This is a genomic window from Citrobacter sp. Cb080, assembly GCF_030334745.1.
Taxonomy (GTDB): Bacteria; Pseudomonadota; Gammaproteobacteria; order Enterobacterales; family Enterobacteriaceae; genus Citrobacter; species Citrobacter braakii.
Genome location: NZ_JAOWDG010000080.1, coordinates 166,612 through 178,947, shown reverse-complemented (window position 1 = coordinate 178,947; position 12,336 = coordinate 166,612). Strand labels below are relative to the sequence as shown.

Annotated in this window: 11 protein-coding genes; 2 read left to right on the top strand and 9 right to left on the bottom strand. The window is 51.2% G+C overall.

The window, feature by feature from the left end:
• Positions 1 to 26 precede the first annotated feature (26 nt).
• Positions 27 to 1,682, bottom strand: a complete 1,656-nt coding sequence (gene tar, locus OGV38_RS19755; protein ID WP_046275660.1) for a methyl-accepting chemotaxis protein II — start codon at positions 1,680 to 1,682, stop codon at positions 27 to 29.
• 406 nt (positions 1,683 to 2,088) lie between these two features.
• Between tar and OGV38_RS19750 the strand changes: the two genes are divergently transcribed.
• Entirely contained in the window at positions 2,089 to 3,348 is a 1,260-nt protein-coding gene (locus OGV38_RS19750) for a dicarboxylate/amino acid:cation symporter (protein WP_016156812.1), read from the top strand.
• A gap of 75 nt (positions 3,349 to 3,423) precedes the next feature.
• Here OGV38_RS19750 and cheW read toward each other — a convergent pair whose 3' ends face one another.
• The 6 genes from cheW to flhD form a co-directional block, all read right to left on the bottom strand.
• The gene (gene cheW, locus OGV38_RS19745; protein WP_003034638.1) at positions 3,424 to 3,927 is read right to left on the bottom strand and encodes a chemotaxis protein CheW; all 504 of its coding nucleotides are present in this window, start codon (positions 3,925 to 3,927) and stop codon (positions 3,424 to 3,426) included.
• Positions 3,928 to 3,947: 20 nt separating this feature from the next.
• Entirely contained in the window at positions 3,948 to 6,002 is a 2,055-nt protein-coding gene (gene cheA, locus OGV38_RS19740; protein WP_016156813.1) for a chemotaxis protein CheA, read from the bottom strand.
• Between the two features lie 4 nt (positions 6,003 to 6,006).
• Positions 6,007 to 6,936: a flagellar motor protein MotB gene (gene motB / locus OGV38_RS19735; RefSeq protein WP_286474513.1), complete on the bottom strand. Its 930-nt coding sequence runs from the start codon at positions 6,934 to 6,936 to the stop codon at positions 6,007 to 6,009.
• Positions 6,933 to 7,820, bottom strand: a complete 888-nt coding sequence (gene motA / locus OGV38_RS19730) for a flagellar motor stator protein MotA (protein WP_016153442.1) — start codon at positions 7,818 to 7,820, stop codon at positions 6,933 to 6,935. The genes motB and motA overlap by 4 nt, the downstream gene beginning before the upstream one ends.
• A gap of 124 nt (positions 7,821 to 7,944) precedes the next feature.
• Positions 7,945 to 8,529, bottom strand: coding sequence for a flagellar transcriptional regulator FlhC (flhC, locus tag OGV38_RS19725; RefSeq protein WP_085951062.1), 585 nt, complete (start codon positions 8,527 to 8,529; stop codon positions 7,945 to 7,947).
• The gene (gene flhD, locus OGV38_RS19720; protein ID WP_016153444.1) at positions 8,526 to 8,867 is read right to left on the bottom strand and encodes a flagellar transcriptional regulator FlhD; all 342 of its coding nucleotides are present in this window, start codon (positions 8,865 to 8,867) and stop codon (positions 8,526 to 8,528) included. Before flhD ends, flhC begins: the two co-directional genes overlap by 4 nt.
• Positions 8,868 to 9,659: 792 nt before the next feature.
• On the opposite strand from flhD, the gene uspC reads away from it, so the two are divergent.
• Positions 9,660 to 10,088, top strand: coding sequence for a universal stress protein UspC (gene uspC, locus OGV38_RS19715; protein ID WP_109018032.1), 429 nt, complete (start codon positions 9,660 to 9,662; stop codon positions 10,086 to 10,088).
• A 17-nt stretch (positions 10,089 to 10,105) separates the two neighbouring features.
• On the opposite strand, the gene otsA is transcribed toward uspC, so the two are convergent.
• Both otsA and otsB read right to left on the bottom strand, forming a co-directional pair.
• Positions 10,106 to 11,527 carry an alpha,alpha-trehalose-phosphate synthase gene (otsA, locus tag OGV38_RS19710; RefSeq protein ID WP_131405073.1) on the bottom strand — a complete coding sequence of 474 codons (1,422 nt, stop codon included), beginning with the start codon at positions 11,525 to 11,527 and terminating at the stop codon, positions 10,106 to 10,108.
• Positions 11,502 to 12,305, bottom strand: coding sequence for a trehalose-phosphatase (otsB, locus tag OGV38_RS19705; RefSeq protein WP_016156815.1), 804 nt, complete (start codon positions 12,303 to 12,305; stop codon positions 11,502 to 11,504). The genes otsA and otsB overlap by 26 nt, the downstream gene beginning before the upstream one ends.
• Positions 12,306 to 12,336: the final 31 nt, after the last annotated feature.

Sequence of the window (12,336 nt, the reverse complement as noted above, 5' to 3'; positions counted from 1 at the left end):
GGCACTGGCCGCGGTTTAACTATCAGTCAAAATGTTTCCCAATTCGTATCTTGTTCATTGTTCTGGCGCGGATAGGATGCGGCCGCCGTTGCAGGTAATCGTGTATCGCGCGGCTTAGCCGACGCCGGACGTGACGCAAGGCGGAAAGTCGACACAGACTGCGTCAGGCGGCTGGCCTGTTCTTCAAGAGCAGCGGCAGCGGCAGCCGATTCCTGTACCAACGAGGCGTTCTGCTGCGTAACGCGATCCATCTCGGATACCGCGAGCGCCACCTGATCAATCCCCCGGCTTTGCTCGTCGGAGGCCGAGGCAATCTCGCCCATAATGTCGGTCACCCGCGTTACGGCATTTACGATGTCGTTCATCGTTTCGCCTGCGCTTTCTACCAATACGGACCCGGTATCCACTCGGGAAACAGAATCCTCAATCAACGCTTTGATCTCTTTCGCTGCCTGCGCACTGCGACTTGCCAGATTACGCACTTCGCCCGCCACCACTGCAAAGCCACGGCCTTGTTCACCGGCACGCGCCGCTTCAACCGCCGCGTTCAGTGCGAGAATGTTGGTCTGGAAAGCAATACCATCAATAACGCTGATGATGTCGGCGATTTTCTTCGAGCTATCGGCGATTTCGTGCATGGTGTTCACCACGCTATCAACCACTTTGCCGCCATGCTGTGCGGTATCGGAGGCGCTTTTCGCCAGTTGCGAGGCCTGACGCGCGTTGTCCGCATTTTGCTTCACGGTTGCGGTCAACTGTTCCATGCTGGCTGCGGTCTCTTCCAGCGCAGAGGCCTGCTGTTCAGTACGAGATGACAGGTCGGTGTTCCCGCTGGCAATTTCGCTGGTCCCGGAATAAATCGCATCAGAACCTTCACGTACCAGGGTGACGGTTTCCGTCAGCGAGCGCTGCATATGATCAACCGTACTGGCCAGCTCGCCGATTTCATTACGACCGCTGACGGCCAGGGTCGCGGTCAGGTTACCGCTGGCGATTTCCCGAATATGGGCAATGACGCGAGACAGAGGATTAAGCAGGGTATGGCGGATGCCGTACCACACCACCACCAGAATCAGCACCAGCACTACGGCCAGCACGCCAAGCTGCCATTGGGCGAAGTGGTAATCCCGCGCACTTTTATCGAATGCCTGAGCGTAAAGCTTTTCGCTAACGCTGGCGTACTTGCCCAGCGCCTCACCGAGCGCGTTTTGCATTCCCTGAGTCGGTTGCGCGAAATAGGCGTCCATATTGCCGTTCTCCAGAAACTGAACCAGTTCGGTTAAGGCCGCATGGTACTGCTGATATTTCTCCTCAACGTTGCCGCTGGCTTCTGCCATCTCGGGTAACGGTGTGATGTTTTTAAATTTTGCGTAATGTGTTTCGGCCTGCGCCAACGATGCTTTCGCATTCTTCAGCAGATCGTTTTTCGCGCTGCTTTGCTGGTTGGACGCGTCCATCATCATGCGTGCAGAAGAGCGGCTTAAATTGATACGTGTTTGCAGCATCAGATCCCATGTTGAGGTGAGTTCACTTTGCTGCTGTCGAAGATCGTTAGAAATAACAAAACTTTGCTGATTCTGCTGCAATGAAGAAAACAACAGACCACCGGAAACAAGCTGTAGCAGTGCGAAAACCCCCAGCACCATCATCAGCATTGTGACAACGCGGATACGGTTAAACATAAGGCACCTTCCTGAAAACGAGTTATCAACGTTATCGGCAGTCGCTGAGATAACTTTACGTTTGCGAAAAGGAAATCCTGAAGGGACGTGAAGCCTCGCGGAAGGAGGGGAAGACGGGTGTACGGCAACCACAAATCATTCACATAAAAACGTCACAATTATCATGTGAATAACATTCAAATTTATCTGTGGGCGCGGTCATATTGGATGAAATAGTCATTATTTCGTGACCAAGATCACAAATACATATCCTCTGCACCACAACAAAATGGATAAAAAATTAAAAAAAGTTGTATCAGCTGGCGCTTTAATTCAATTTATATGATGAATACTTAGTTACCAATTAATAAATATAAAAAATGAGTAACCGAACAATAAATGTTAAATCCTTACTGAGGGCTTTTTAGTGGCAAATGCAAACAAACTCACGTTGTTTATCGTGATCTTCATGTTGGCGGGGATCCTGTCAGGGGCGGTGATCCACTCTTATGCCGCCCCCGGCGTAGTGTCCGCCTGGGCCGATAATATTACGCTTCTCACCGACATCTTTTTGCGCCTGATTAAAATGGTGATCGCACCTTTAGTATTCAGCACCCTGACCGTCGGTATTATGCGCCTGGGGGAAACGTCCACCATCGGGCGCGTAGGCGGCAAAGCGATGATCTGGTTTATCAGCTCTTCCATACTGTCTATTCTGGTCGGTCTGTTTGTGGTTTCTCTTGAGCAACCCGGCAGCGGGCTGAACCTGGCGATCCCGCTGGAAGCCACTGATACCGGCCTGGCCGTGAGCGGCATGAGCCTGAAAGGTTTCCTGACTCACACCATCCCAACCAGCATAGCCGAGGCGATGGCCAACAATGAGATCCTGCAAATTGTGGTGTTCTCGATGTTCTTCGGTATTGGTGGCGCATCCCTTGGTGAGAAGTTCAATGCCCCGCTGGTTGCCGCGCTGGATGTGGTCTCCCACATTATGCTTAAGGTGACTGGCTACGTGATGTACGTTGCGCCGCTGGCCATTTTCGCCGCCATTTCCTCCGTTATCTCCACCCAGGGTCTGGGGATCCTGCTTAACTATGCGTCGTTCATCGGCGGCTACTATGTGGCTATTTTGCTGACCTGCCTGGTTCTGCTGGCGGTCGGTTATGTCATGCTGAAAAAAGAGGTTTTTCGTCTGGTAAGCATGCTGAAAGATCCGGTTCTGGTCGCATTTACTACCAGCAGCTCGGAAGCCGCCTATCCAAAAACGCTGGAGCAATTAACCAAATTTGGTTGCTCGCCTAACATCGTGTCATTTGTATTGCCTATCGGTTATTCATTTAACCTGGTCGGCTCGATGGTTTACTGTTCATTTGCCTCGATGTTTATCGCGCAGGCCTATAACATTCACCTCTCCTTTGCAGAAATCACCGTCCTGATGCTGACGCTGATGCTGGCGTCAAAAGGGATTGCCGGCGTGCCGCGTTCTGCGCTGGTGGTGCTGGCAGCAACCATTCCGAGCTTTAATATTCCGGTTGCCGGGATTCTGTTACTGATGGGTATTGACCACTTCCTGGATATGGGACGTTCAGCAATCAACGTATTAGGTAACGGGATTGCAACGGCGATGCTGGCACAAGATGAGGGTTTACTGGAAGAAGAACCGGAGCTGGTTGAGCGGGAAGCGTAAAGGGAAATCTGCCGGATGCGCTACGCGTATCCGGCCTACAACCGCAATCATTGTAGGCCGGATACGGTATAGCGGTTACGCGACGTGGCTGGCGGCAATATCCAGCAGCGCCATTTCTTCGCTATTGAGCAGCTTCTCAATGTTAACCAGAATCAGCATCCGGTCACCCAGCGCCCCCAGTCCCGTCAGGTATTCCGTCGACAGCGTTACGGCAAATTCCGGTGCCGGACGGATTTGATCCGTTGTCAGCGACAGCACATCCGAGACGCCATCGACCACAATCCCGACCACCCGCTGGCCCAGATTCAGCACAATCACCACGGTGTTTTCGTTGTAATCCACATCGCTCTGGCTAAACTTCACGCGCAGGTCAACAATCGGCACAATCACACCGCGCAGATTGGTGACACCTTTGATAAACGCAGGCGTGTTAGCAATACGCGTCACCTGATCGTACCCACGGATTTCCTGCACTTTCAGGATATCGATACCGTACTCTTCATCCCCCAGCGTAAACACGAGGAATTCCTGACCTGACGGTTCGCCGGCCAGTTTAGTTACATTACTCATACCGGTCATATTATTCCCTTCTCACTCAATCAGGCGGCTGTGATCGCCACACGTTGTTCGCGGTTTAATCCCTGCAATGCAGAGACATCGACAATCAGCGCGACGCTGCCGTCGCCGAGGATCGTTGCTGCAGAAATACCTGGCACTTTGCGGTAGTTGCTTTCCAGGTTTTTGACGACCACCTGGTGTTGACCAATTAACTGATCGACCAGCAGCGCGTAACGACGCCCTGCACTTTGCAAAATCACCACAATACCTTGAGTCGCTTCGGTTTTTGCGCCTTCAACTTCAAAGACTTTCCACAGCTCAACCAGCGGTAAATATTCGCCACGCACTTCCAGCACGCGCTCTCCTCCGGCCAGCGGATGGAGATCTTCTTCGCGCGGTTGCAGTGATTCCATAACGGCATTCAGCGGCAGAATAAAGACTTCGTCGGCCACGCGCACGGACATGCCGTCGAGGATCGCCAGCGTCAGCGGCAGCAGAATTCGGATAGTCGTCCCCTGTCCCTGTTTGGACTGGATCTCAACATGGCCCCCCATCTCCTGGATATTTCGCTTCACCACATCCATACCCACGCCGCGGCCAGAGACATCCGTCACCTGTTCAGCGGTCGAGAAGCCCGGGGCGAAGATCAGCATACCGACTTCGTCATCGCTCATGTTTTCGTGGATCGGCATCCCCTGGGAGATAGCTTTGGCGAGGATTCGTTCACGGTTCAGACCGGCGCCATCATCGGTGACTTCAATACAGATATTCCCGCCCTGGTGCTCCGCGGAAAGCGTCAGATTACCGATTGGGCTTTTCCCGGCTTCAAGGCGTTTTTCCGGCAGTTCAATACCGTGATCGAGGCTGTTACGCACCAGGTGCGTCAACGGATCGATGATGCGTTCAATCAGGCTCTTGTCGAGTTCGGTTGAGCTTCCCACCTGTGTCAGTTCGACCTGTTTACCCAGCTTACCGGCCAGGTCACGCACCAGACGCGGAAAACGGCTGAACACATACTCCATGGGCATCATACGAATCGACATCACCGACTCTTGCAAGTCGCGGGCGTTACGTTGTAACTGACCCATACTGGTGATGAGATCGCCATGATTGACGGGATCCAGTTCGTTAGAACGTTGTGCCAACATAGACTGGGTGATGACCAACTCACCGACCAGGTTAATGAGCTGATCGACCTTCTCAACCGCTACGCGGATACTGGTCGACTCGCTGGCGCGGGCGGGTTTGTCGCGTTCCGCGCGTCCGTTTGGCGCTTCACTGGCGGCGGCTTTTGCCGCTGGCGCAACGGCAACCGGCTGCGGCTTCGCGACAACGGCTACCGTTTCAGCTTCTGCTTCAGCTTCAGTTTCAACGGCTACCGGCGCTGCGCTGACGGTTTCGAATTCAATCTGATCAGCTTCAATCACAAAGCACAGCACCGCGATGATGTCATCTTCTGCGAGGTTGCCATCAAGCGTTGCTGACAACGTGTCGCTCCCTTTCACCACATCGGTTAAGGTCGCCAGATTCCCCAGCTCCTCTTCCAGTAAATCCACTTCATTGGCTTTCAGGCGCGTGAGAATAATGCGTTTCTTGCTCTCTTCACTTGCAGACTCAGGCTGTGCAACCGCCTCTTCCTGCATTGCAGCGCTGTCAACAACGCTCAGTTTTGCGGTGTTGACGACTGCCGGTGCGGTTTCACCTTTCGCTTCGAGCGCTAACTGTCGTAACGCATTACAAATGTACTCAAAGCTGGCGGCATCCGGCTCCTCTGAGTTTTTATAGGCGTCGAGCTGTTCCTGCATAATATCTTTCGTTTCCAAAAACAGGTTGATAATGTCGGCATTGAGCTGCATCTCGCCACGCCGCGCTTCATCCAGCAGGTTTTCCATCAGATGGGTCGTTTCCTGCAAAATGGTAAAGCCGAAGGTGCCCGCCCCGCCTTTTATCGAGTGCGCAGCACGAAAAATTGCATTCAGCTGTTCGGAATCCGGGGCTTCAGGAACCAAATCAAGCAGGTGTTGCTCCATGTCAGCCAACAGTTCGTCAGCTTCATCAAAAAATGTTTGATAAAAATCGCTTATATCCATGCTCACGCTATCACCTCGGATTGGCTGGTGGCGATATGGGAACGCTTGCCGGCGGGAGTTCCGCTGGCTGTTGTAAGACACTTACCGGCTCATTCTGGCTTTCAGCGTTTTCATGCAAAATGGCCTCTTCCGCCTGCTTATTGAGAACCAGCAGGCTAATACGGCGGTTGATAGCGTCTTCAGGACCGCGATCGCTCAGACGCATCGTGGCGGCCATACCTACCACACGTAATACTTTTCCATCATCCAGACCGCCGCTAACCAGTTCGCGACGCGACGCGTTAGCGCGATCGGCGGACAACTCCCAGTTGCTATACCCTTTTTCACCATTGGCGTAAGGGTAATCATCCGTATGGCCGGAAAGGCTGATTCGATTAGGAATGCCGTTAAGCACTGGCGCTATGGCTCGCAGGATATCGCGCATATACGGTTCCACCTCAGCGCTACCGGTTTTAAACATCGGGCGATTCTGACTGTCGATAATCTGTATCCGCAGCCCTTCCTGAACTAAATCAATTTTCAAATGCGGGCGCAGCGCACGCAGTTTGGGGTCAGATTCAATCAACTGATCGAGATCGCCGCGAAGTTTGCTCAAGCGGCTTTGTTCCATGCGTTTTCTCAGATCATCGATATTCGGCTGCTTGTTCACCTCTCCCTGCTGCTGGGTGTAATCATCCCCGCCGCCTGGAATGGGACTTTGGCTATTCGAAATACGATTTCCCCCGGTTACCGCAGTAGCCAGCGGCGTACGGAAATATTCGGCAATCTGGATCAATTCTTTAGGGCTAGAGATGGAAATGAGCCACATCACCAGAAAGAAGGCCATCATCGCGGTCATAAAATCGGCGTAGGCGATTTTCCACGAACCATGCGCCCCACCACCGTGACCTTTATGCTTGCGTCGCTTTACAACGATAATGGGATGGGCCTGATTTTTCATGCGTCCTCGGTCGTCTGCTGCGCAGTTGGATTTCTCACCGCACGAACATGCTCTTCCAGTTCGATAAACGATGGACGTTCGCTGGAATACAGAGTCTTACGACCAAATTCGACGGCAATTGGCGGCGCGTAACCATTCAGATTGGAGAGCAGAGTTATCTTCACACACTGCATCATTTTGGTGGTTTCAGCGCTTTTCTGGCGCAGAACGCTGGCAAGCGGAGAAATAAATCCATAGGCCAGTAAAATACCGAGGAATGTCCCTACCATGGCATGTGCAATCAGCGAACCCAGTTCAGCCGCCGGACGATCGGCAGAAGCCAGCGCATGGACAACCCCCATGACCGCCGCCACGATCCCGAACGCCGGTAATGAATCCCCCACCATCGCCAGACTGTTGGCCGGGACTTCGGCCTCACTTTCGTGCGTCTCAATCTCTTCATCCATCAGCGCTTCAATTTCAAACGTGTTCATGTTGCCGCTGATGATCAGACGCAGATAATCGACAATGAAATCAAGCATCACGGCATCAGCAAGAATGCGCGGATAGCTGGCGAAAATTTCACTCTCTTTGGGGTTTTCGATATCGCGTTCAAGCGAGAACATGCCCTGCTGACGTGACTTGGCCATCAGGCGATACAACAGCGCCAGCAGATCCATATACATCGCTTTGGTGTATTTTGAACGACGAAAAAGCATCGGGATGGCTTTCATCGTCCCCTTAATGGCTTTCCCGTTATTGCCGACGATGAATGCCCCAATACCCGCGCCACCGATAATCACCAGCTCAGCCGGTTGATAGAGTGCCCCAAGGTGTCCGCCGGTCATCATGTAACCGCCGAAAACTGTACCAATAACAACCAGGTAACCTAATAAGATAAGCACGACATCATCCTTTCGCAATTGACTATGACAGGATGCGCAGTCGGGCAGTTAACTCAAGGTCAGGACAAAAAAAAGCAGCGGTAATTGCTTACCGCTGCTGGAGTGTTTGTCCACACCGTATCAGTTAAACAGCCTGTTCGATCTGTTCATCCAGCAGTTGTGGAATAATATCGGCAGCATTCTGGGAAAGTTTACGTCTTTTTACGGCGCGTGATGGCGGTTGGCATAAACTGCAGGCAAAGCTGCCTGCAGGTTGGTGAGCGTGGGTAATAAAATTCCCACCGCAGCAATTGCATCGGGACAACTCCAGCAATCCGCTGTCGACAAAACGCACCAACGTCCATGCGCGAGTTAACGCCAGCAGTGGCCCTTCTTCTGGCTGCGGGCACTGCTCAAGGTATAAACGATACGCTTTGATCACGGCATCCACGCCGCTGCACAAACCAGTTTTGAGCAGGAATTGCCATGCGTTGCAAAACATCGAAGCATGAATGTTTTGTTCCCACGTCATAAACCAGTCGGTGGAGAAAGGCAGCATCCCTTTTGGCGGAGGGCTGCCGCGTAATTCTTTATACAGCTTGATAAGTCGGCCACGGCTTAATTGCGTTTCGCTTTCCAGCATTTGCAAACGGGCGCCCAATGTGATTAATTCCATCGCTAGCTGGATATCACGCGCTTCCTGAACAATGCTTTTTTCGCTCATCATCAAGCCCTTTTCTTGCGCGCTGCTTCATCGATGTCGCTTAACAGTCGCGTTGAAAGCATGATACCGGTATGAATTTGCTGAAGATCGTCAACGCGGGAGTCTTGCGTCAGGCGAGTAACGGTCTGGTGATCGTCGAAACGGAAATGACAGACCAGTTGGTTTGTTTCAGCCAGTTTGACCATTTGTGGAAGTGTTAATGTTGCCAACGTGTCCGCCATTTCTTCGCTGATACCAAGGCGAAACATCGCAGATGCTTTGTCCTGAACGATCAAACGCTGTGCAAGCAATAAATATGACAAATTGATGTCATAGATGTGTTTCAGCAACTCGGATGTATGCATTATTTGCATCCATAATAACCAACATTGTTTTCATGCGGTGAAACCGCACCCCGTGATGTCGCCGGGAAGGCCCGGTAAAAAAAAGCAAAAGGTCAAATACATAGCAGCGTGACGGCACTTACGCGTTGTCTAAACATTCCCTTTTCAGAAAGCCGCGCCCCTTACAAGCTCACATCAATTCTTACAAATGTCTAAGATTTTTCCTAATTCGACGCAACTCTACCCGCCGCCCGTTACACATACAACGTAGCTATGCTGCGAATTTGAAGAATATGTGACATAGATCACATAAACCAGCTAAACACTTAACATAAATCCATCAGCACAGCTTTTACTTTGCTTATTTTTTAATCTCAAGTTCGCCATTTCAATTCCTGACATACGAATATTCTTGCAATAAAAGCGAATAGTATTTTGTTCACAAACGTTAATATCACCTTGTGAAATAGCGAGCTTGATCACATATTTAATGTAAAACACTATTTTAATTAAATCCCTTATAAACAATGAGTTAAATATTAAGGGTGATTAATTAATACCGGGTAGTGATAACCCGTTAAATGTTAACTTATGTTAATTTTTAATTAACACATTGTTTTCATTAGCGGTGAGTTTTACTTAAGTAAGCTGAACGTATTTCCAAGTTATATGACGCAATTATTCTATTTATAAGAATAATTAATGAATAAGCATGATGACATTCACACTATCCGGGAAGGAAACGTTGCAGTATGGAGTAAGCCGAGCAATGCTGAGAAACCCTCTCATAATTCTTGAAAAAAGGAGCGAGTTATGAGCTATACACACATTCTTGTGGCCGTTGCCGCCACCCCTGAAAGCCAGCAGTTGTTAGCCAAGGCGGTTTCAATCGCTCGCCCTGTCAACGCTCGTATTAGCCTGATAACCCTGGTCTCAGACCCTGAACTGTATAATCAGTTTGCAGCACCTATGCTGGAGGACCTGCGTGAAGTGATGCAAGAGGAGACTCAGGATTTTATCGACAAGCTCAGCAAAGAAGCACAGTACCCCATTGAGCATACCTTTATTACCTATGGGGCACTGAATGAACATATTCTGGATGTATGCCGTAAACACGCGGTCGATCTGGTCATTTATGGCAACCATAACCACAGCTTCTTTTCGCGCGCATCCTGCTCATCAAAAAGCGTGATCGGTGCCAGCCACGTGGATGTTCTGCTGGTTCCACTGGCTGGAGATTGACCTGCGTTTTCTGAGCGTTACGCCAGTTTAGTGCAGGGAGAAACGTTGTCTGGCAATGGCTGTTTACTCTGACGTTGGATAACTTTTTCCAGATCGCAAATGAACCTCGCCTGCCAGTTGTCGATATCGTTTTTAATGATAGTTTCGAGCATCTCAGCGTGGCGGGAGATACGCTCAGCAAGCGGCATCGTCAGAGCCTGGTTTAATGCGCCAGCCACTTCGTCGCGGTCATAAGGATTAACAATAAGCGCGGCAGTTAGCTCATTCGCGGCCCCGGCAAATTGCGATAACACCAGCACGCCGGGGTTGGCAGGATCCTGCGCGGCCACGAATTCTTTCGCAACCAGGTTCATACCATCTCGCAGCGGCGTCACCAGCCCTACATCAGAGTAGCGGAAGATTTTCATCAGCAATTTACGATCAAAGTACTGGTTCAGATAATAGAGCGGCGTCCAGCCCAACTGCCCATATTTACCGTTAATCCTCCCCGCTTCAGTCTCCAGTTGGTGCCGAATATCCTGGTAGGCCTGCACCTCTTCACGCGAAGTTGGCGCTATCTGGGTGTAGCGAATTTTACCATGGTGCTGCGGATAGTGTTCCAGCAGAGCCTCATAGGCCTGAAAGCGCTCCGGCAAACCTTTAGAATAATCCAGACGCTCAACGGAGAAGATATTCTGCACATTTTTAAGTTCTGCTTTCAGTTGCGCCAGCTTCGGCGGCAAAGGGCCGGAAGCCTGACGGGCGATCTCATCCGGCTCAATACCGATGGGATAGACCTGGGTACGAAACGCTTTTCCCCATGCGCGGTGGTGCTGCTCGCTCTGAGTGGTTACCTGAGTCTGGGCTGCCAGACAATCCAGAAAAGCCTGACGATCGTTCTCGGTCTGGAAACCGAGTAAATCAAAATCACACATCTGCTCAAGTAGCGTCTGATGTGGGGGTAAGGCATTAAAGATTTCCGGCGTCGGAAAAGGGATATGCAGGAAAAAACCGATACGGTTATTCACGCCGCGTTTACGCAGCTCGCTGGCAAACGGCAACAGATGGTAATCATGAACCCAGATTATGTCGTCATCGCTGAGCAGCGGCAGCAGTTTATCTACCAGCAAGGCATTCACCCGCTGATAGCCCTCCCATGCAGGACGCTGAAACTGCACCAAATCGAGGCGATAATGAAATGCAGGCCATAAAACCGCATTAGAAAACTGGCAGTAATACTCTTCGTAATCCTGTTCACTCAAATTAAACGAAGCCCAGGTAATATTGCCACGCGTGACTTTTTTTAATGGTTTGTCCTCATTACCCGTGTCGCCACTCCAGCCAAACCACAGGCCACCAGCAGCCTTCAACGCGCCCAGCACGCCGACGGCAAGCCCACCTGCGCTCCCTTTGTCATCGGGTGAGGCGATACGATTAGATACTACGACTAAACGACTCATAGCCACCTCTTCTGTTATTCGTTGCTTTCGATTCTTGCTGCGAAGAGTTAATTTGTTCCAGCCAGTGCCAGACATCACTCACGCCATCCAGACGCCATGTCGCCTGCGTCGCTCCATTCCCCACCTTCACGGAAATGCCCCCTGCGCGATTAACCACGCCAAATCCTGTTTCGTCCGTCAGATCGTCACCAAAAAAAACGGGGATCCGTCCGGCAAAAGGTGCTTCCTGCATAAATGCGGCAATTGCGTCGCCTTTGTTCGTACCCTTTGGTTTTATCTCCACAACGCATTTTCCGTGCTGTAAAGCCAACTGCGGCCATCTGTGCGTGATGCGCTCAGCCAGATTAATTAGCGCCGCTTCATGTTCCGGGGCCTGGCGATAATGCAGTGCGAACGCCATCCCTTTTGCTTCAAGCGTTGTACCCGGCATCGTCGCCAAGGCGGTACTTAATAGCTCTCCTGCTTCGCGCTCTATTGCCGCAGCCAGGCGCACTATATGAGTTTGACCATTGATGTCACGGCGCTCTGCCCCATGCACTCCGGCGAGCGGAAAACGAAAGGGAGTGGTAAGCGCGTCAAGCTCAGCCATCGAGCGCCCTGAAATCAATGCCAGCGCACCCGCATTATGCGTCGCCAACTGATGTAATAACTGCAGGATTGTCTGAGGGACAACGACCTGGTCTGGATAAGGTTTGATCTCAGCCAGTGTCCCATCGAGATCAAAAAAATAAGCACAGCTTGCAGATTGTTCAGGGGGTAAGATCAGTGATGCTGTCACCCGGTTATCCTCCTCATCATGGTCTGTACGC